This is a genomic window from Phytomonospora endophytica, assembly GCF_014202425.1.
In the GTDB taxonomy this organism is placed as follows: Bacteria; Actinomycetota; Actinomycetes; order Mycobacteriales; family Micromonosporaceae; genus Phytomonospora; species Phytomonospora endophytica.
The window spans coordinates 213,164-230,977 of sequence record NZ_JACHGT010000005.1 but is presented as its reverse complement, the minus strand read 5'-3'; the positions used below and the strand labels follow the sequence as shown (position 1 = coordinate 230,977).

The window sequence follows — 17,814 nt, the reverse complement described above, 5'->3', positions numbered from 1 at the left end:
CGCTCACGGCGAGGGTCGCGGCCCGCCACCTCGCCGAATCCGGCCGCGCGCACCAAACCGCCCGAAAGGCGCACAACCGGGCCCACCCCCTCCCCCACGCCACCCTCCGACCCGGGTGAACGAGCACCTGTGACCAACGGCGGGCCGTACGCCTCGACGGGCGGCCCGCCGACTCGACTATCCTTGCGGCCGTGTCTTCCCTGTTCCGCCGCGCTGAAAAAGACGACGCGGCCACCGCCGATGTGACCGAGGCCGCCGAAGAGACCGAGGCCGTCGACCTCGGTCCGAAGAAAGCGAGCGGTTCGGGCCGCGACAAGGCCGCCGCGACGCCCAAACGCGCCGCCGGCAAGCGCGGGCCCTACGTCCCCCCGCCGACGAACCGCAAGGAGTCGGCCGCCCGCCGCCGCGAGAAGTCGAAGCAGGAGCGAGGCGAACAGCGCGCCCGCCGCGTCGAGATCCAGCAGGGCCTCGACCGCGGCGACCCGGCCTACGACAAGTACCACATGCCGCGCGACCGGGGCCCCGAGCGCCGCCTCGCCCGCGACATCGTCGACAGCCGCTTCACCATCTCCCAGTTCTTCTTCCTCGTCGTCCTCGTCGTCCTGGTGACCAGCCAGCCCGGCATGCCGCCGATGGTCCGCAACGTCTCGACCGGCCTGTGGGTCTTCATGCTCCTCGCCTTCGTGGTCGAGGCCTTCATCATCTGCCGCAAGGTCGGCAAGGCGGTCAAGGAGAAGTACCCGAACACCACCCAGAAGAAGCCCGGCCTCTACTGGTACGTGTGCATGCGCTTCATCATGATCCGCAAGCTGCGCATGCCGCGCCCGCAGGTCAAGACCGGCACCAAGGTCGCCTAGGTCCGCGCCGACCGGGAAGACCCCGCCTCGATCATCCGCCGCCCGAGCCGCCGCATATAAGCGGCGAGCTCGGGCGGTTCGCGTACCTCCAGGGGCACGTCCAGCAGGACCAGGCGCATCGCCAGCCAGTCAAGGGCGTCGCCGCCGGTGGTCAGCAGGCAGCTGCGCTCGTCGATCTCTTCGAGGACGCCGGTGCCGCCGGGGAGGCGGGCGCGGGCGTCCTCGATGCCGGTGTGCAGCACGACGAGCGCACGGTGCCTGGCCCGGATCCCGGTGATCGACTCCGCGACGAAGGTCGCGGCGTCCCCGCCTGGCGGTTCGCGCTCGGTGGCCGGCGCCCCGGTCGCTTCGGGGGCGCCGACGCGGTCGGCGCGGAAGGTGCGCCAGTCGAGCCGGTCGAGGTCGTAGGCGACGAGGTACCAGCGGCGGTCGGCGCTGACGAGCCGGTGCGGGTCGGCGTGCCTGCGCGCGGGTTCGGCGCCGCCCTTCGCGGCGTAGGTGAACCGCAGGCGCTGCCCCCGGCGGCAGGCCGTGGCGAGCGCGGCGAAGACTTCCGGGTCGACGGCGGGCGCGACCGGGTTCCCGCCCCGGAGCATCCCGGTGAGCGGCTCGGTGGCGGCCGTGACGGCCTCCACCCGGCGGCGCAGGCGCCCGGGGAGGACCTGCTCGATCTTGGCCAGGGCGCGCGCGGCCGGCTCGTCCATCCCGGTCGCCGCCGTCTGCAGTCCGACGGCGATGGCGACGGCCTCGTCGTCGTCGAGCAGCAGGGGCGGCATCGCCGTTCCCGCGACGAGCCGGTAGCCGCCGATCGCGCCGATCGAGGCGTCGACGGGGTAGCCGAGGTCGCGCAGGCGCCCGATGTCGCGGCGGATCGTGCGGATGCTGACGCCCAGCCGGTCGGCGAGTTCGACGCCGGTGTACTCGCGGCCGGTCTGGAGCACCGACAGCAGCCGCAGCAGCCGTTCGGTCGGTGAGGCTTCCATGGATTCCAGCATGCCGCAAAAGGGTGACGGGATCTGTCCTGCTTCGTGCCTAAGGTCGGTGACATGGCAAATACGGACGACATCAGGATCACCGGCGCGCGGGAGCACAATCTGCGCGATCTCACGCTGAACATCCCCAAGGGGAAGATCACCGTCTTCACCGGGGTGTCCGGTTCGGGGAAGTCCTCGATCGTGTTCGACACGGTCGCGGTGGAGTCGCAGCGGCAGCTCAACGAGACCTTCACCTGGTTCGTGCGCAACCGGCTGCCGAAGTACGAGCGGCCCAAGGCCGACACCATCGACCGGCTCTCGCCGGCGATCGTGGTCGATCAGCGGCCGATCGGCGGCAGTGCGCGCTCGACGGTCGGGACGATGACCGACATCTACTCGATCCTGCGGGTGCTGTACTCGCGGGTGGGCCGCCCGAGCGCGGGCGAGGCGACGGTCTACTCCTTCAACGACCCGGCCGGGATGTGCCCGGAGTGCGACGGGCTCGGCCGGACGTTCCGCCTCGACCTGGACAGGCTCGTCGACACCTCGAAGTCGCTCAACGGCGGCGCGATCCTCTTCCCGCCGATGGCGGTGGGCACGGTCGCCTGGCAGTACTACGCCGAGTCGGGCCTGTTCGACCCCGATCTGCCGCTGCGGGACTTCCCGGCCGACAAGTGGGAGCTCTTCTTGTACGGCAAGGGCTTCACCGTCAAGCGGCGCAGCGCCAACGCGACCTACAACAACACCTACTGGGGGCTGGCGGAGAACTTCGACCGGCTCTACCTCAAGCGCGATCTGTCGAGTCTGAGCGACAAGACCCGCGAGACCGTCCGGCGCTTCGTCACCGAGGGCGTGTGCCCGGAATGCGGCGGCGCCCGCCTCAACAAGGCCGCGCTGGCCACGCGGGTCGCCGGACTGGGGATCGCCGAGATGGCCGCGCTGGAGGTCGGTGAGCTGATCACGGTGCTCGCCGGGATCGACGACCCGGTCGGCACACCGATCGCGACCCGGGCGGTGAGCGCGCTGCGGCGGATCGAGGACATCGGGCTGGGCTATTTGAGCCTCGACCGGGAAACGCCGTCGCTGTCGGGCGGGGAGGGCCAGCGGCTCAAGACGGTGCGGCACCTGGGCAGCAGCCTGACCGGGATGACCTACATCTTCGACGAGCCGAGCATCGGGCTCCACCCGCGCGACGTTCACCGCCTCAACGACCTGCTGCGCCGGTTGCGCGACAAGGGCAACACGGTGCTGGTCGTCGAGCACGACCGGGACGTCATCACCACCGCCGACCACGTCATCGACATGGGGCCCGGCGCCGGGACGCACGGCGGGGAGATCGTGTTCGAAGGTACCGTCGAGGCGCTCGCCGAGGCCGACACGCCGACGGGCCGGGGGCTGCGCAGGCCGCCGTCGGTGAAGGACGGCGTGCGGCGGGGACGGGGGCGTCTCGACGTCCCGGCCTCGCGGCTGCACAACCTCAAGGGCGTCGGCACGACGATCCCCGAAGGGGTCCTGACGGTGGTCACGGGGGTGGCGGGTTCGGGCAAGAGCAGCCTCGTCTCGGGCGTCTTCGCCGCCGCGCATCCCGCGGCGATCATCGTCGACCAGTCCTCGATCGGCATCTCGGCGCGCTCGACCCCGGCGACCTACATCGGTGCCATGGACCGGATCCGCAAGGTCTTCGCCGACGAGCACGGGGTGAAGCCGGGCATGTTCAGCTTCAACTCCGCCGGGGCGTGCCCCGAGTGCGGCGGGCGCGGGGAGATCTACACCGACCTGGCGTTCATGGACCCGGTCCGCACGACCTGCGAGGCCTGCGGCGGCCGCCGGTTCAACGACGAGGTGCTGGCCATGACCGTGCGCGGGAAGTCGATCGCCGACGTGCTCGACATGACCGCCGAGGAGGCCGCCGGGTTCGTCGAAGGCCTGCCGGGCGCGAAGGCGATGAGCCGCGGCTTCGGCGCGCTGGTCGAGGTGGGCCTGTCGTACGTGAGCCTCGGCCAGTCCGTGTCGACCCTGTCGGGCGGCGAGCGCCAGCGGCTGAAACTGGCGACGCGGCTGCGTGAGGACGGCGCGATCTACGTGCTGGACGAACCGACGACGGGCCTGCACATGTCCGATGTGGACGGCCTGGTGGGGCTGCTCGACCGGCTCGTCGACGACGGGAACACCGTGGTGGTCATCGAGCACAACCTGGACGTGATCGCCCGGGCCGACTGGATCGTCGACCTCGGGCCGGACGGCGGGAGGCGCGGTGGGGAGATCGTGTTCACCGGTACACCGCGCGAGCTGCTGTCGGCGGAGGGTTCGGTGACCGGGGAGTGCCTGCGGGCGGCGGTGGGGTGAGGGCCGGCGGGGCCGGCCGGTGAAGGCGGCGGAGAAAATGTCACACCACGCCCGTATCGTGATTTTTGGGGCCCCTTTGGGGTGATGGGGGGAAGCGCGCGATTCGCTCGAACGCGTGCCGCTTCAGCTCGCCGTGAAACGCGCGCTCCTCCCGTCACCGCGCGGTCGCGTACAGCCTCGCGATCACATCCTCGATGTCCGGTTCGACGATCGACACGTCCCGCAGGCCGACCGTCGTCGCCAGGCGCGCGACGAGCTCCCCGGCCGTGGAGGCGCCGTTGGTCAGCGAGAACGTCACCCGGCGGGGGTCCTCGCCGTCGATCTCGCCGACGGCTCCGCCCAGGTCCAGATCTCCGCTCCAGGGGTCCTCCAGATCCACCACGACCTGCCGCCGTGAGCCGTAGCGGTGGTGCAGGGCGTCCAGGGTGCCGTCGTGGACGACGTGGCCGTGGTCGATGACGACGAGCCGCTTGCAGAGCCGCTCGATGTCGGCGAGGTCGTGGGTGGTGAGCACGATCGTGGTGTCCCCGCGCCGGGCGGTCTCGGCCAGGAAGGACCGCACGGCCTGCTTGCTGACCACGTCGAGGCCGATGGTCGGCTCGTCGAGGAAGAGGATCTCCGGGCCGTGCAGGAGGGCCGCGGTGAGTTCTCCGCGCATGCGCTGACCGAGGGACAGCTGGCGGACCGGGGTGTCGGCGAACTCGTCGAGGTCGAGCATCTCCCGGCAGCGCCTCAGCCGGGCGGCGTGCTCGTCGGCGGGCACGCGGAAGACGTGCCGCAGCAGGTCGAAGGACTCCCGCAGCGGCAGGTCCCACCACAGCACCGAGCGCTGCCCGAAGACCACGCCGATGCGCCTGGTCAGCGCGATCCGCCGCGGCACCGGCTCCAGCCCGCAGACGCGCACCTCCCCCGCCGAGGGCGTCAGGATGCCGGTGAGCATCTTGAGGGTCGTGGACTTCCCGGCACCGTTCGGGCCGATGTAGCCGAGCATCTCGCCGCGCTCGATGCGCAGGTCGACGCCGTCGACGGCCGCGACGACCGTCTTCTCGCGTTTGAGCCGGCCGGTCTTCTTGTAGACGACGAATTCCTTGCGCAGGCCGGAGACGGCCACGACGGTGTTGGACTCGCTCATGATCCCGCTCCCTTGTAGTGCCGAAGTCCGGTGCGCCAGGCCACGGTGGCCAGCAGCGCGGCGATACCCGCGACGAACGGTCCGCCCCACACGAAGAAGGACGGCATGCCCAGCGGGTCGGGGATGCCGAGGATCCCCAGTGCCGGGTAGTAGCCGACGAAGCCGAAACCGAGCAGGAATCCGAAGACCCGCCGGAACAGCCCGTCGAAGACGGTGACGGGGTAACTGGTGAAGTCGCGCCCGCCGTAGGTGAGGGAGTTGGCGAACTCGCCGGAGTCGATCCACCAGAAGGCCACGCACGCCGTCAGCACGAAGACCGCGGAGAAGAACAGCGCCGCCGACAACGGCGTGATCGCCAGCAGCAGCACCCGCGACGGCGTCCAGTCGATGTCGGAGGTGGACACGACCACGGTCAGCAGCGTGGCGCTGAACAGCACACGCCCGAGCCTTCGTGGCGCGAAATCGAGCACGAGCAGCTGCCCGAGCGCCGACAGCGGGCGGATCAGGACGGCGTCGAGCAGGCCGGTGCGCACGTAGTGGCGCAGCCGCTCGACGTTGCCGACGAGCAGGTCGGCGAGGGCGAAGCCGATCGCGGCCAGCGAACTGACCAGCAGCACCTGCTTGAGGGTGAAACCGCCGAGGCTCGGCGTCACCCGGAAGATCACCAGCACCGCGACGATGTCGAGCACCGTGAAGACGGTCTGCGTCGTCAGGTCGATGGCGAAGGAGGCGCGGTACTGGGTCATGCTGCGCACCTGCGCGGTGAGCATCCGCCGATAGGCGGTCACGGTGCCGTCAGCCACCCTGGATCACCAGCTTGCGCATCGCACGGCGCTGGACATAGAAGACCACCGCGTACATGACCGCCGTCCAGGCCACCTGGACACCGATCCGCTCCAACTGCCCGGCCAGGCCGCCGCGCTCGACGGCGACGTCGGTCGGGAACTGCATCAGCGACGGGAACGGCGTCCCGTACTGGAGGATCGCGGCCAGCCAGCCCGGCAGGAACGCGAGCGGGAAGTACAGGCCGGACAGCACGCCGGCGGCCGCCATCCACAGCGACACGACCCCGCGGATGTCGAGCAGCCAGAACGCCGTGAGGTTGACCAGGTAGCGGCAGGCGAAGCAGAGCAGCACCGCCAGCACCAGGCTGACACCGAAGAGCGGGTAGCTGAGCGGTTCGCGCGGCCAGTAGAAGGGGAAGAACAGGGCACCGAACAGCACCGGGACGAGCAGCCTGATCAGGGCGGCGTGCCCGGCCCGGCCGAGGTCGGTGGCGAGATAGGTCCAGACCGGATTGACCGGCCGGAGCAGGTCGGCGACCACGTCACCGGAGCGGACCCGGTCGGAAAGCTCCGTCCAGCCCCACATCAGGATCGTGGCCAGCAGTCCCTGCCCGACCCAGATGTAGGTGCCCAGCTGCGGCACGGTGTACCCGGCCATCACTCCCCCGGCCGCCGCACCCGCCGCCACCAGGACGTACATGCGCAGCATCCCGAAGACGATGTTGGTGGACAGGCCGGCGAGGGTCGCCTGCCGGTAGGTGGAATAACGCCGGAAACCGGCACGTGCCAAGGCGGCGCCCATGGCGACGCTCCGCACATTCAATGAAACTCCCTGGATGCAGAAGAGCACGAAATGATCACGAGTCCAGGCGAGCGGCTACGGCTCGCGAGTCCAGGGCGCGAAGGAGGTACTTTACTCCGACCGCACAGGTCTCGCACGCCCGATATCAACGGGGGCCAGATCTTCCGCTCCCTTGGGCGGCATGGCAGAGTAGGCGCCAGAGATGTGTGGTTAGTGCAGGTGGCATACGGCGGCCACCGGGCGGTATCGGGACCCAGATGACGGAAACGGCAGGCTTGGCGAGGGCGCTGCAACGCGCCACCATGCGCTTCGACCCCAATACTTTGCGCGAGTACGTCGACGACGCCGAGTCATTGTGGGCCGTGCGCGAGGAGATGGCCACCCGTCTCCCGACACTCCATCTCGACGTCGACCGCGCCCGGCTGCTCGGGCTCAAGGTCGTCGCCTCCCGCCTGCTCGGGGACTTCGAGACCGCCATGACCGACGGCAAGCAGGCCCTGGAGATCGCCGAGGCGACCGGCCGGGACCTCATCGTCGCCCCCGCCCGCGCGCGACTCGCCCGCGTCCACGCCTGGCGCAACGAACACGACGAGGCCGACCGGCTCTTCGCGCTCGCCGAGGCCGGCGACCTGCCGCGCGCGCTGGTCGCGTCGGTGCGCCTGCACGCGGGACTGTCGTGCATCGCGCAGGGGCGCCTCATCGAGGCCCTGATCCATCTCGAACGCGCCCTCGACAACTCCAACAACGACGAGTGGCTCACCTCGATCGCCGCCTACGCCCTCGACGCCGCGCACCGCCGCGCCGGGGCCTACGGCTTCGGGCCCCGCCCGCGCTCGTGGGCCGAACGGGCCCAGAACCCGGCACCGCGGCCCTACCGCGACCGCGAGACCGGCCGCTACGGCTACAAGGACGCCGACGGCAACCCCGTCATCATGAGCGCCTTCGACCAGGTCGGCGACTTCCGCGGCGGCGTCGCCACGGTCCGCCGCGGCCTGTGGGGAGCGATCAGCCGCGAAGGCCGCACGGTCGTGCCCTTCCTCTACGACGAGATGCGCACCGAGATGCCCGACGGCCGGGTCGTCGACGGGTTCGTCGACGGCGTCGTCGGTGTCGACCGCAGGGGCGGGAAAGGCGCCGTCGACCGGACCGGAAAGCTCGTCGTCCCCCCGAAGTACCGGCAGGTGCTGGCGCACCCGGGCGGTTTCGCGGTGTGCACGTCCTTCGGCCAGTGGGGCGCCATCGACCGCGACGGCGTCGAGGTCCTGCCCGAGCGCTACCGGCGCGAGCAGGTGCTGTCGCGGCTGGAGTCGTTCATCGTCGTCGACAACGGGCCGCTGTAGACGCGAGACCGGGCCGCCATGGCGGCCCGGTCCCCCATGCGGTCTCTAGAAGCGGAACCCCGATCCCTCGGCGAAGGCGAAGGTCCCCGTCTCCTCCGGCTCGCTCGGCGCACCGACGCAGGTCCGGGAACCCACCCTGCCGGTCTCGAAGAACTCCGCGATCCGGCCGGCGCAGTCCGGCGACATGAGCGCCGAGCCGTGCACGTCGTCGTTGACGGTCATGACCTTCCCGCCGACCTCGTCGTGCATGTCCCAGGTCCACTCATAGGGCGACAGGGTCTCGTAACGGTGGCCCGACAGGACCAGCGGCGTGCCGGAATCGCGCAGCCGCACCGGCTCCGGCGGGATCGTCCAGCCGGCGCAGGGCGGGACGAAGCCGCGCAGGCGCCCGGTGACCGGGTACTTCTTGAGGGCCTTGCGGTAGTCGGCCCAGGTCGAGTCGAAGTCGCGGTCGCCGAGGTCCTCGTTGCAGAACACGGCCTGGTTCATGGTCTCGTTGAACAGGCGCGGCGTCCCGGGCGGCGGGTCGCCGCGATCGGGCTCGTCGAACAGATCCTTGACCGACTGCGGCGCCTCGGGACCGGTCGCGTCGCGCAGGTCGGCGAGGAGCCGGGCGGCCAGTGCCCAGGTCGGCGCGTCCTGGTCGCCGGCCATGGCGACGAACGCCCCGTCGAAGACGAAGTCGAGATCGGTGAAGACGCGAGGTTCGGCGTCGAACGCCGCGGCCAGCCGGGCCAGGGACTTCTCGACCGCGCGGGTGGTCGTGCCGAAGCCGTACTCGTCGTGTTCGGCGAGCCAGCCCGCCATGCGGGTGAAGTCGCGGCCCACGGCGTTGCTGCGGACGGTGGCGAACTCGTCGAAGCGGAACTCCGGCGGCGCGACGCTGTCGATCCAGACCCGCCCGGCGTGCCTCGGGTGCTCGCTGCGGTAGACCGCGCCGAGCCAGGTGCCCCAGGAGACGCCGAGGAAGTTCATCCGGTCCTCACCGAGCGCCGCCCGGATCCGGTCGAGGTCGTGGGCGACGTTGACCGTGGTGAGCTGGGCGAGGAAGTCGGCGTTCGACTGCGAGCACTCGCGGTTGGCGGCGACGACGGCCGCGTACATCTCCCGCGCGTCGGCCTCGGTGACCACTCCCGCCGGGTGCCGTCCGCCGGGGCCGAGGTCGGCGCAGTCGTAGGAGGTGCTGTAGCCGACACCGCGCGGATCGAAGCCGATGAGGTCGTAACGCTCGTTGAGTTCGAGACCGACCGGCGTGACCCCCGGCGGGGCCATCGACAGGTCCAGCGGCATGAGGTAACCGCTGCCGCCGGGTCCGCCCGGGTTGACCGCGAGGCTGCCGAGACGGTTGGCCTGGTCGGTCGCCTTCAGGCGGGTGAGGGCGACGGTGATCCGCTCCCCGCCGGGATCGTCGTAGTCGAGTGGGACGCTGATCGTCCCGCATTCGGTGCGGGCCATGAGTTCGTGGAAGCTCGGGACCGCCTCGGCGGGCACGCCCAGCCAGGCGAGCATCTCGTCGGTGTACTCCGGACACGCGTTCCAGGACACCGTGGACGGACGGTCGGCCGCGTTCGCGGCGGCCGAGGGTTCCGGTGTGAACATGGGTGCGCCGACGGCGAGCAGCGTGGCGGCCGCGGCGATGGTCCTCGGTAAGGTCATGCCGCCACGTTCGCCCGGGCCGTGCTGCGCACGCGTCTGCCGGGCGGGAGACCGGCGGGTATGCCTCAGGGCATACGCGGCCGCCGTCCTCGCGGCCGATTCGCCCGGCGCGGATGCCGCATAGGCTCCTGGTTGCCATGTCGCACAACGTCTTCCGCGCATTTCGAGCCTGGTCGCGACGTCTCTGGGTCCAGGACGCCGGGCTCGCCCTCGGGCTGCTCGCGGCCACCGTCATGACCACCGGCCCGGAGGGCATGATGCCGCCCGGACCGCCGTGGTCGACCGAGCCCATGCCGAACTACGGCCTGTGGTGGCTGGCGACCGCGGTCGCCGTGCCCGCCCTGGCCCTGCGCCGCCGGTGGCCGTTGCCGCTACTGGCGGTGTGCGCGCTGACGGCGGTGACGCACATGTCGATCGGAGCGCTCGGCACACCGGTCGACCTGGCCACGCCGATCCTGCTGGGCACGGTCGCGGTCCGCCATTCGCGGCGGCTGTCGGTGGGCGTGCTGGTCGCGTTCGTGATCGGCGCGACCCTGTGGAGCATCGGGCTGACCGACACGGGCGCGGCGCCGAACGGGCTGGAGGAGGCGATCCAGGGGCAGACCACGGTCTCGGGCAAACGGCCGCCCGCGCCGCCCACCGCCGAGATCAAGATGCTCCACTACAGCGAGCCGGAGGGGCTGCTCCCGGCGACCTGGGGCGGCCTGCCGGTACTCGGTTCGGTGCTGATCGCCGCCTGGGCCTTCGGTTCGCGCGCGAAGGCCCGCCGCGCCTGGCTCGACGAACTGACCGCCCGCGCCCGCGACCTGGAACGCCAGCGCGACCAGCGCGCGGCCCTGGCCGTGGCCGCCGAGCGCGACCGGATCAGCCGGGAGTTGCACGACGTCGTCGCACACGGCCTGTCGGTCATGGTCGTGCAGGCGCAGGGCGGCGCGGCGGCCATGGACAACCGTCCCGCCGACACCAGGGCCGCGCTGGCCGCGATCGTCGAGACCGGGCGGGGAGCGCTGGCCGACATGCGCCGGGCGCTGGCCGCCGTCGGATCCGTCGACGCCACCCGGGAGCCCGCGCCGGGGCTGGCGGACCTCGCGGGACTGGCCGAACGGCTGCGGGGGGCGGGCACACCGGTCGAGCTGCGGATCGAGGGCCGCACCGCCCCGCTCCCGTCCACTGTGGACCTCTCGGCGTACCGCATCGCCCAGGAGGCGCTGACCAACACCGTCAAGCACGCCGGACCGGGCGCGAGCGCGGTCGTCACGCTCGTCCACGCCGACGGCGAGATCCGCGTCTCGGTCACCGATGACGGAACGGCCGCCCCCGTCGCCGACGGTTCGGGCAACGGACTGCGCGGCATGCGCGAACGCGCCGAACTGCTCGGCGGGACCCTCACCGCGGGCCCGGCGCCCGGTGGCGGATTCACCGTCGAGGCCAGGCTGCCCATCGAAAGGCGTCCACGATGACGACCCCGCCCGCACGCATCCGCGTCCTCCTGGCCGACGACCAGGCCCTGGTCCGCACCGGCTTCCGGATGATCCTCGACAACTCGCCCGACGCCGTCGTCGTAGGCGAGGCCGGGGACGGCGCCGAGGCGGTCGCGCTGGCCGCCGAGGTCGACGCCGACGTGGTGCTGATGGACATCCGCATGCCGGGGACGGACGGCGTCGACGCCACCAGGCTGATCCGCGCGGCCGGCGGCCCTCGCGTGCTGGTCCTGACCACCTTCGACCTCGACGAGTACGTCTACGCCGCCCTGCGGGCCGGCGCGAGCGGCTTCCTGCTCAAGGACACCCTCGCCCCGGACCTCCTCTCGGCGATCCGCGTCGTCGCCGCGGGCGAGGCGATCGTCGCGCCGACCGTGACCCGCCGCCTGCTGGAGCGCTACGTCGGCACCGGCGAGCCCGCTCCCCCGCCGGTCGACCTGGACGTGCTCACCGACCGCGAACGCGAGGTGCTGGGGCTGGTCGCGCGGGGACTGTCGAACGCCGAGATCGCCGCGCGGATCTACGTCTCGGAGGGCACGGTGAAGACGCACGTGAGCCGGATCCTCGGCAAGTTCGGGCTGCGCGACCGGGTGCAGGCCGTCGTGCTCGCCTACGAGAGCGGGCTCGTGCGGGCCGGGTCGGTGTGAGGCCCGCCGCCGGAACCGGCGTCCGGGCGTGGCCGACACACCCCCGTGCCATGCTGACCTGGTGAGCACCGACGACCTGGTCCGCCTGCGGCGGGCCCGCGATCTCATGGACCGCTCCTACCGCGAGCCCATCGACGTCGCCGTGCTCGCGCGCGAGGCCCTGATGTCACCGGGCCACTTCTCCCGCAGTTTCCGCGCGGCCTTCGGTGAGACGCCCTACAGCTACCTGATGACGCGCCGGATCGAGCGCGCGAAGGCACTGCTGCGCCGGGGCGATCTGTCGGTCACCGAGGTCTGCTTCGAGGTCGGCTGTACGTCCCTGGGCTCGTTCAGCTCGCGCTTCACCGAGATCGTCGGCGAGAGCCCGAGCGTCTACCGGGCGCGCTCGCACGAGGAGAGCGCCAACATCCCCGCCTGTTACGCGCGGATGTTCACCCGGCCGGTACGGCGGCCCGGGTAGGCCGGTGAAGGCGGCCCGGCGCTGTGCCGGCGTCGAACCGCCCGTTTCCCGCCCTACCCCCGCCGGGAGGCCTCCCGCGCCGACAGGATCGTGTAGACGAAGGCGCAGACCGGCGTCGGCGTGCCCGTGCGCTTCCCGAGGCGCACGACCGAGCCCGTCCAGGCCTCCAGTTCGGAGCGCTTGCCTTCAAGGATGTCGCGGTGCAACGAGGGCGTGCCCTCGGCGGGCTGCCGGTCGAGGAAGGCCATGCTCTCGTCGACGATGTCGGCCGGGAGCTCGACGCCCTCGGCCGCGGCGACCGCCGCCACCTCCGTCATCGCCGCGGCGACCATGGCGCGGGTACCGGCCTGCTCGCGGATGACGCCGAACGGTGCCTCCACGGTCGCGCACAGGCCCCCGGCGGTCGCCACGAAGAGCAGCTTCGCCCACAACGCGACCCACGGGTCGGCGGGCAGCTCGACGGAGACGCCCGCGCCGTTCAGGGCCTCGGCGAAGCGCTCCACGCGCGCGGAACGGCGCCCGTCCCACTCGCCGAAGGTCAGCAGCCCGGCGCCGCCGACGTGGCGGACGTGTCCCAGCCCGGCCAGCAGCGCGATGATGCGGGCGGTTCCCGGCCACACCGCGTCACGGCCGACGGCCTCGGCGACCTCGACCGGTGCCTCGACACCGTTCTGGAGGGTGATCACGGCGGTCCCGGGCCCCATCAGCGGCGGCAGTGCCTTGACGGCCTCGTCGAGCTGCCAGGTCTTGACGCAGAGCAGCACGACGTCGACCGGGCCGACCTCGCCCGTGTCGCCGGTGGCGGTGAAACCCGCCGGGGCGAGGGTGAAGTCGCCCTTGGGGCTGTCGACGGTCAGGCCGTCGCGGCGCAGGGCCGCGAGGTGCTCACCGCGCGCGACCAGCGCGACCTCGTGCCCGGCGACGGCGAGCCGCCCGCCGAAGTAGCCGCCGATGCCGCCTGCTCCGATGACCGCGATCCTCATGTGGGTCCTCCTTCGTGTGGCCGGTCGATCGGCCGGCCGGGTGGACCGGCCCATCCGGGCGCCGGCCGAGTGGTGGGGCGAGCTCCCCACCCGCCGAGCCGGTGGAAGGCCGTGTGGCGGGAGCGGACGTGCCGCGGGCAGGTCAGCGCGCGAGTTTCGACACCAGCCGCTCGCGGGCGGGCGGCCACTCCTCGGCGACGATCGAGTAGACGACGGTGTCGCGGAAGGACCCGTCCGGGCGCAGCCGGTGCCGCCGCAGCACGCCCTCGCGGGCCGCGCCGAGGCGTTCGATGGCCCGCTGGGAGCGTTCGTTGCGGTGGTCGGTGTGCCAGGCGACGCGCTCGGCGCCCAGATCACCGAAGGCGCGGTCGAGCAGGAGCAGCTTCGCCTCGGTGTTGACGCCCGTGCGCCGCCACTTCGCGCCGATCCAGGTGCCGCCGATGCACAGACCGCGGTCGGTGGCCTCGACGTCGTGATACGACGTGGTCCCGGCGACCTCGCCGCTGCCGGCGTCCACCTGGACCCACGGCACGGTCTTCCCGGCGGCGTGGGCGGCGAGGGAACCGGCCACGATCGCGCGCATCTCGTCCACTGTGGACGGTTGCCGGTGGCGCAGCCAGGTCCAGATGCCGGGGTCGGCCGAGGCCGCGAACAGCCCTTCGGCGTGGTCGAGGGAGAGCGGCTCCAACCGCACGTGCGCGCCCGCGAGAACGGGCCGGTCGAACCAGTCGGTCATGCCGGTGATCCTTCCGCCCGGCGGCGGCCCGGACAACGATCGCGGCCGAAGTGTGCCCAACGCGACTGTCAGGGCGGGGGCACGGCCCCGCCGAGCTCTATCGCGGTGATCAGCAGCGTGTGGGCGCGTTCGACGATCGCCCCGATCAGACCGTGCAGTTGCGGGTCGAGGGCTCCCGGGGCGGCGTCCTCCAGGGTCGACAGGTCCTCGCCGACCCGCGCGAGCAGCGCCGACAGGTCCGCCGGGGCCTTGCTGAGGGCGCCACCGACGTCGGTGAGGCTCAGGCCGTGCCCTTCGAGGCGCTGGATCAGGTGCACGCGGTCGACGGCCTCGACGGCGTAGAGCCGGTATCCGCCGGGCGAGCGCGTCGCCGGTGCGAGCAGGCCGAGCTGGGTGTAGTGGTCGATGGTGCGCGGTGACACGCCGGCTCTGGCGGCGAGCTCGCCGATCTTGAGCAGTCCGTCGGTCATGACCTCGCCCCCTCGTCACTCGAATACACGGCCGTTCGCGGTGGGTAACCATACAGTGGCACGTGCTACTCTTCGCTCGTGCCGGACGACGATACAGAGGGCTCCGTTCCTCGGCCGGGCCGGGCCCGGCGTCGTCTCATGGCGCTGCCGACGATCGTCGGCAGCGGGTGTCCCCACCCGTCGAGTGTGGGGCGTCGCTCCACGCTTCCCCTGCGAAGGATTCCAGCGAAGGAGCGGTTCTTCCGTGGTCTTCAAGAAGATGTTGCGCGTGTTCGGCGTCGGCGGTCCCACGGTGGACACCGTGCTCGACCCGCCGCGGGCCCGTCCGGGCGAGACGCTGACCGGCACGGTCCACATCAAGGGCGGTGACCACGACGTCGCCATCGAGGGCGTCGCCCTCGGGCTCGTCACGCGCGTCGAGGTGGAGAGCGGCGACGGCGAGTTCGGGGCGACGACGGAGTTCGCGCGGCTGGCGGTGTCGGGTCCGTTCCGGCTGGCCGCGGGCGAGACGCGCGACATCCCCTTCGGTTTCCCGGTGCCTTTCGAGACCCCGGTGACCCACGTGCACGGCCGGAACCTGCGGGGCATGACCTTGGGCGTGCGCACCGAACTGGCGGTCGCCAAGGCCGTCGACAAGGGCGACCTGGACGCCGTCGAGATCCACCCCCTGGCCTCCCAGGAGCGGGTCCTCGGGGCCTTCGGCGAGCTCGGGTTCGGTTTCAAGAGCGCCGACCTGGAGCGCGGGCGGATTCACGGCCTGCGCCAGGAGCTGCCCTTCTATCAGGAGATCGAGTTCCATCCTCCGTCCCGTTTCGCCGGGCGGGTCGGTGAGGTCGAGCTGACCTTCGTCGCCGACGCTCATCACCTGGCCGTGGTCCTTGAGGCCGACCGCCGGGGTGGCGTGTTCGGTGGTGGCGGCGACGCCTTCGGGCGCTGGACCTTCCCACACGAGGTCGCGCTGCGCACCGACTGGGAGGGCGAGATCGGGCGCTGGCTCGACGAGGTCGCCCAGCGCGGCGGCCGGCCCGGCGGGCACGGGCATCGCGGGCACGGTGGCGTCGGGGCGGGCGGTGTCGTGGCGGGCGCGGCGGCCGGGATCGTCGGCGGCATGGTGCTCGGTGAGGTCTTCGACGAGATGGGCGACTTCGGCGACGAGGGCTAGTCCGCGCGTCCCATGAACGGCCGGTCCGGGCCGCCTCTCCCAGCGGCCCGGACCGGTGGCCTTCACCGCGGGTCCGTCGCGCGGTCTACACCGGGTAGGCGCGGACCTGGGTCGCCTTGACCGCGGCCCAGACCTCGCGGCCGGGCACGAGCCGCAGTTGCGCGACGGCGGCGGGGGTGACGTCGGCGGCGACCGGGATCGGCCCGTCGAGGCGGACGCGCAGGTTGTCGCCGTTGTGCTGGACGCTGGCGACCGTCGCGGGCCAGGTGTTGCGGGCGCTGCCTTCGGGCCGTTCGGGATGCAGCGCCACCGCCGAGGGCGGGAACGCCGCGAAGACCTCGCCCGACACGCGGTCGGCGACGGCGAGGGGGAAGTCCGCGCCGACGCGCACGTCGTGGCCGTCGCCGTGGCCTCGGAAGAGGTTGAGGCCGACGAGCCGGGCGACGTAGTCGGTCCGGGGCCGCGCGGTGACGGCGGCGGCGTCGCCTTCCTGGACCACCCGGCCGTCTTCGATGATGACCAGCCGGTCGGCGAGGATCAGCGCGTCGAGCGGGTCGTGGGTGACCAGCAGGGTCGCGCCGGCGTGCTCGCCGAGGTGGGTGTGCAGTTCGGTGCGGGTGTCGAGGCGCGTGCGTGCGTCGAGGGCGGCGAGCGGCTCGTCGAGGAGCAGCAGCGTCGGCTCGACCGCCAGCGCGCGGGCCAGTGCGACCCGTTGCGCCTGGCCGCCGGACAGGTGCCGGGGCTTGCGGGCGGCGTAGTCGGTGAGGTCCATGCGTTTGAGCCAGTCGGCGGCCTTCGCGCGCGCGTCGCGTTTCGCCAGCCCTCGCCGCCGCGGACCGAAGGCGACGTTGTCGAGGGCGCTCAGGTGCGGGAACAGCAGGTAGTCCTGGAACACGACGCCGACCCGGCGCCGCTCCACCGGTGTCCACAGTCGGCTGCCGGGCCGGTCGAGGTCGAGCCCGTCGAGGGTGACGTGCCCGGCCGTCAGCGGCCGCAGCCCGGCCAGCGCGCGCAGGGCGGTGGTCTTCCCCGCGCCGTTCGGGCCGAGGAGCGCCACGACCTCCCCGGCGGCGATGCGCAGGGGCACGTCGAGGCGGAAGGTCTCCCGCTCGACGACCAGGTGCGCGTCCAGGACCGTCATGGCGAACTGATCCACCGGTCGCGCAGGCCGGCCAGGATCACCACGGAGACGACCAGCAGGACGAGGCTGAGCACGATCGCGGCCTCCAGGTCGGTCTCCAGGGCGAGGTAGACCGCCAGGGGCATCGTCTGGGTACGGCCGGGGAAGTTGCCGGCGAAGGTGATGGTGGCGCCGAACTCGCCGAGCGCGCGGGCCCAGCAGAGCACGGCTCCGGCGGCGATGCCGGGCGCGACCAGGGGGAGCGTGACGCGTGTGAAGGTCGTCCAGCGCCCGGCGCCCAGGGTCGCCGCGGCCTCCTCGTAGCGGCTGTCGGCGGCGCGCAGGGCGCCTTCGACGGCGATGACGAGGAAGGGCATCGCGACGAAGGCCTCGGCGAGGACGACGCCGGCCGTGGTGAACGGGAGCGTGATCCCGAAGGCGGAGTCGAGCCAGGCGCCGAGGATTCCCTTGCGCCCGAACACGAGCAGGAGCGCAACGCCGCCGACGACCGGTGGGAGGACGAGCGGGACGGTGACCAGCGCGCGGACCACGCGCTTGCCGGGGAAGTCGACGCGGGCCAGCAGCCAGGCCAGCGGGACGCCGAGGACGAGGCACACGACGGTCGCCATGGTGGCGGTCTGCACCGACAGGCCCAGCGCGGTGAGCACGCCGGGCTCGGCGAGCCGTCGCGGGAGGGTGGTCCAGGGCGCGCGGACGAGCAGCCCGGCGAGGGGCAGGACCAAAAGCAGCAGGCCGAGGACGGCCGGGACGAGCAGCGCGACCGGTACCCGCCCGGCACGCCGCCGCCGTCTCGGCGCCCGGACGGGGGCGGAGACGGCGGCGGACGGGTCGGCGGACATCGG

17 protein-coding genes and 1 pseudogene are annotated in these 17,814 nt (G+C 72.3%); 7 read left to right on the top strand and 11 right to left on the bottom strand.

Features of this window, described 5'->3' with window-relative positions; genetic code table 11:
• Window positions 1–191 precede the first annotated feature (191 nt).
• Window positions 192–857 carry a DUF3043 domain-containing protein gene (locus HNR73_RS12950; RefSeq protein WP_184787648.1) on the top strand — a complete coding sequence of 222 codons (666 nt, stop codon included), beginning with the start codon at window positions 192–194 and terminating at the stop codon, window positions 855–857.
• Here the strand turns inward: HNR73_RS12950 and HNR73_RS12945 are convergent.
• Complete coding sequence (locus tag HNR73_RS12945; protein WP_184787647.1) at window positions 854–1,840, bottom strand: helix-turn-helix transcriptional regulator; 987 nt, start codon at window positions 1,838–1,840, stop codon at window positions 854–856. The genes HNR73_RS12950 and HNR73_RS12945 overlap by 4 nt on opposite strands.
• 63 nt (window positions 1,841–1,903) lie before the next feature.
• On the opposite strand from HNR73_RS12945, the gene HNR73_RS12940 reads away from it, so the two are divergent.
• Window positions 1,904–4,177 (top strand): ATP-binding cassette domain-containing protein, encoded by a 2,274-nt coding sequence (locus HNR73_RS12940; RefSeq protein WP_184787646.1) that lies wholly within the window; start codon window positions 1,904–1,906, stop codon window positions 4,175–4,177.
• Window positions 4,178–4,331: 154 nt separating this feature from the next.
• Here HNR73_RS12940 and HNR73_RS41370 read toward each other — a convergent pair whose 3' ends face one another.
• From HNR73_RS41370 to HNR73_RS12925, 4 genes and pseudogenes are all read right to left on the bottom strand, one after another.
• Window positions 4,332–4,835 (bottom strand): hypothetical protein, encoded by a 504-nt coding sequence (locus HNR73_RS41370; RefSeq protein WP_505863542.1) that lies wholly within the window; start codon window positions 4,833–4,835, stop codon window positions 4,332–4,334.
• Window positions 4,830–5,207 (bottom strand): annotated as a pseudogene (locus HNR73_RS41365) (ATP-binding cassette domain-containing protein); the annotation flags it as partial. The gene HNR73_RS41370 and the pseudogene HNR73_RS41365, both read right to left, overlap by 6 nt.
• 98 nt (window positions 5,208–5,305) lie before the next feature.
• Window positions 5,306–6,112: an ABC transporter permease gene (locus tag HNR73_RS12930; protein ID WP_239122258.1), complete on the bottom strand. Its 807-nt coding sequence runs from the start codon at window positions 6,110–6,112 to the stop codon at window positions 5,306–5,308.
• A complete protein-coding gene (locus HNR73_RS12925; protein ID WP_184787644.1) occupies window positions 6,105–6,896 on the bottom strand; it encodes an ABC transporter permease in 792 nt (263 codons plus the stop codon). Before HNR73_RS12925 ends, HNR73_RS12930 begins: the two co-directional genes overlap by 8 nt.
• A gap of 257 nt (window positions 6,897–7,153) precedes the next feature.
• Between HNR73_RS12925 and HNR73_RS12920 the strand changes: the two genes are divergently transcribed.
• Window positions 7,154–8,236, top strand: coding sequence for a WG repeat-containing protein (locus HNR73_RS12920; RefSeq protein WP_184787643.1), 1,083 nt, complete (start codon window positions 7,154–7,156; stop codon window positions 8,234–8,236).
• A gap of 45 nt (window positions 8,237–8,281) precedes the next feature.
• Here HNR73_RS12920 and HNR73_RS12915 read toward each other — a convergent pair whose 3' ends face one another.
• Window positions 8,282–9,892 (bottom strand): alpha/beta fold hydrolase, encoded by a 1,611-nt coding sequence (locus HNR73_RS12915; protein WP_184787642.1) that lies wholly within the window; start codon window positions 9,890–9,892, stop codon window positions 8,282–8,284.
• A gap of 137 nt (window positions 9,893–10,029) precedes the next feature.
• On the opposite strand from HNR73_RS12915, the gene HNR73_RS12910 reads away from it, so the two are divergent.
• The 3 genes from HNR73_RS12910 to HNR73_RS12900 all read left to right on the top strand — a co-directional run bounded on the left by HNR73_RS12910 (window position 10,030) and on the right by HNR73_RS12900 (window position 12,480).
• Complete coding sequence (locus HNR73_RS12910) at window positions 10,030–11,352, top strand: sensor histidine kinase (RefSeq protein ID WP_184787641.1); 1,323 nt, start codon at window positions 10,030–10,032, stop codon at window positions 11,350–11,352.
• Window positions 11,349–12,020: a response regulator gene (locus HNR73_RS12905; RefSeq protein WP_184787640.1), complete on the top strand. Its 672-nt coding sequence runs from the start codon at window positions 11,349–11,351 to the stop codon at window positions 12,018–12,020. Before HNR73_RS12910 ends, HNR73_RS12905 begins: the two co-directional genes overlap by 4 nt.
• A gap of 61 nt (window positions 12,021–12,081) precedes the next feature.
• On the top strand, window positions 12,082–12,480 hold the full coding sequence (locus HNR73_RS12900; RefSeq protein WP_184787639.1) for a helix-turn-helix domain-containing protein: 399 nt from the start codon (window positions 12,082–12,084) through the stop codon (window positions 12,478–12,480).
• A 53-nt stretch (window positions 12,481–12,533) separates the two neighbouring features.
• Here HNR73_RS12900 and HNR73_RS12895 read toward each other — a convergent pair whose 3' ends face one another.
• From HNR73_RS12895 to HNR73_RS12885, 3 genes are all read right to left on the bottom strand, one after another.
• Window positions 12,534–13,463, bottom strand: coding sequence for a 2-dehydropantoate 2-reductase (locus HNR73_RS12895; protein WP_184787638.1), 930 nt, complete (start codon window positions 13,461–13,463; stop codon window positions 12,534–12,536).
• Between the two features lie 142 nt (window positions 13,464–13,605).
• Window positions 13,606–14,199, bottom strand: coding sequence for a GNAT family N-acetyltransferase (locus HNR73_RS12890; protein WP_184787637.1), 594 nt, complete (start codon window positions 14,197–14,199; stop codon window positions 13,606–13,608).
• Between the two features lie 68 nt (window positions 14,200–14,267).
• A complete protein-coding gene (locus HNR73_RS12885) occupies window positions 14,268–14,669 on the bottom strand; it encodes a helix-turn-helix domain-containing protein (protein WP_184787636.1) in 402 nt (133 codons plus the stop codon).
• Window positions 14,670–14,913: 244 nt separating this feature from the next.
• Here HNR73_RS12885 and HNR73_RS12880 point away from each other — a divergent pair, with 244 nt between their 5' ends.
• Window positions 14,914–15,831, top strand: a complete 918-nt coding sequence (locus HNR73_RS12880) for a sporulation protein (protein WP_203686649.1) — start codon at window positions 14,914–14,916, stop codon at window positions 15,829–15,831.
• Window positions 15,832–15,916: 85 nt separating this feature from the next.
• Here the strand turns inward: HNR73_RS12880 and HNR73_RS12875 are convergent, their stop codons facing one another.
• Together HNR73_RS12875 and HNR73_RS12870 are read right to left on the bottom strand one after the other, a co-directional pair.
• Window positions 15,917–16,972 (bottom strand): ABC transporter ATP-binding protein, encoded by a 1,056-nt coding sequence (locus tag HNR73_RS12875; RefSeq protein WP_184787635.1) that lies wholly within the window; start codon window positions 16,970–16,972, stop codon window positions 15,917–15,919.
• Window positions 16,969–17,811 carry an ABC transporter permease gene (locus HNR73_RS12870; RefSeq protein WP_184787634.1) on the bottom strand — a complete coding sequence of 281 codons (843 nt, stop codon included), beginning with the start codon at window positions 17,809–17,811 and terminating at the stop codon, window positions 16,969–16,971. The genes HNR73_RS12875 and HNR73_RS12870 overlap by 4 nt, the downstream gene beginning before the upstream one ends.
• Between the last annotated feature and the right edge of the window lie 3 nt (window positions 17,812–17,814).

Bases quoted from the DNA above. Each gene is read 5' to 3' on its own strand.
- HNR73_RS12945 (WP_184787647.1), bottom strand. From the start codon at position 1,840: ATGGAAGCCTCACCGACCGAACGGCTGCTGCGGCTGCTGTCGGTGCTC.
- HNR73_RS12940 (WP_184787646.1), top strand. From the start codon at position 1,904: ATGGCAAATACGGACGACATCAGGATCACCGGCGCGCGGGAGCACAAT.
- HNR73_RS41370 (WP_505863542.1), bottom strand. From the start codon at position 4,835: ATGCGCGGAGAACTCACCGCGGCCCTCCTGCACGGCCCGGAGATCCTC.
- HNR73_RS12925 (WP_184787644.1), bottom strand. From the start codon at position 6,896: ATGGGCGCCGCCTTGGCACGTGCCGGTTTCCGGCGTTATTCCACCTAC.
- HNR73_RS12920 (WP_184787643.1), top strand. From the start codon at position 7,154: ATGACGGAAACGGCAGGCTTGGCGAGGGCGCTGCAACGCGCCACCATG.
- HNR73_RS12915 (WP_184787642.1), bottom strand. From the start codon at position 9,892: ATGACCTTACCGAGGACCATCGCCGCGGCCGCCACGCTGCTCGCCGTC.
- HNR73_RS12910 (WP_184787641.1), top strand. From the start codon at position 10,030: ATGTCGCACAACGTCTTCCGCGCATTTCGAGCCTGGTCGCGACGTCTC.
- HNR73_RS12905 (WP_184787640.1), top strand. From the start codon at position 11,349: ATGACGACCCCGCCCGCACGCATCCGCGTCCTCCTGGCCGACGACCAG.
- HNR73_RS12895 (WP_184787638.1), bottom strand. From the start codon at position 13,463: ATGAGGATCGCGGTCATCGGAGCAGGCGGCATCGGCGGCTACTTCGGC.
- HNR73_RS12890 (WP_184787637.1), bottom strand. From the start codon at position 14,199: ATGACCGACTGGTTCGACCGGCCCGTTCTCGCGGGCGCGCACGTGCGG.
- HNR73_RS12885 (WP_184787636.1), bottom strand. From the start codon at position 14,669: ATGACCGACGGACTGCTCAAGATCGGCGAGCTCGCCGCCAGAGCCGGC.
- HNR73_RS12875 (WP_184787635.1), bottom strand. From the start codon at position 16,972: ATGACGGTCCTGGACGCGCACCTGGTCGTCGAGCGGGAGACCTTCCGC.
- HNR73_RS12870 (WP_184787634.1), bottom strand. From the start codon at position 17,811: ATGTCCGCCGACCCGTCCGCCGCCGTCTCCGCCCCCGTCCGGGCGCCG.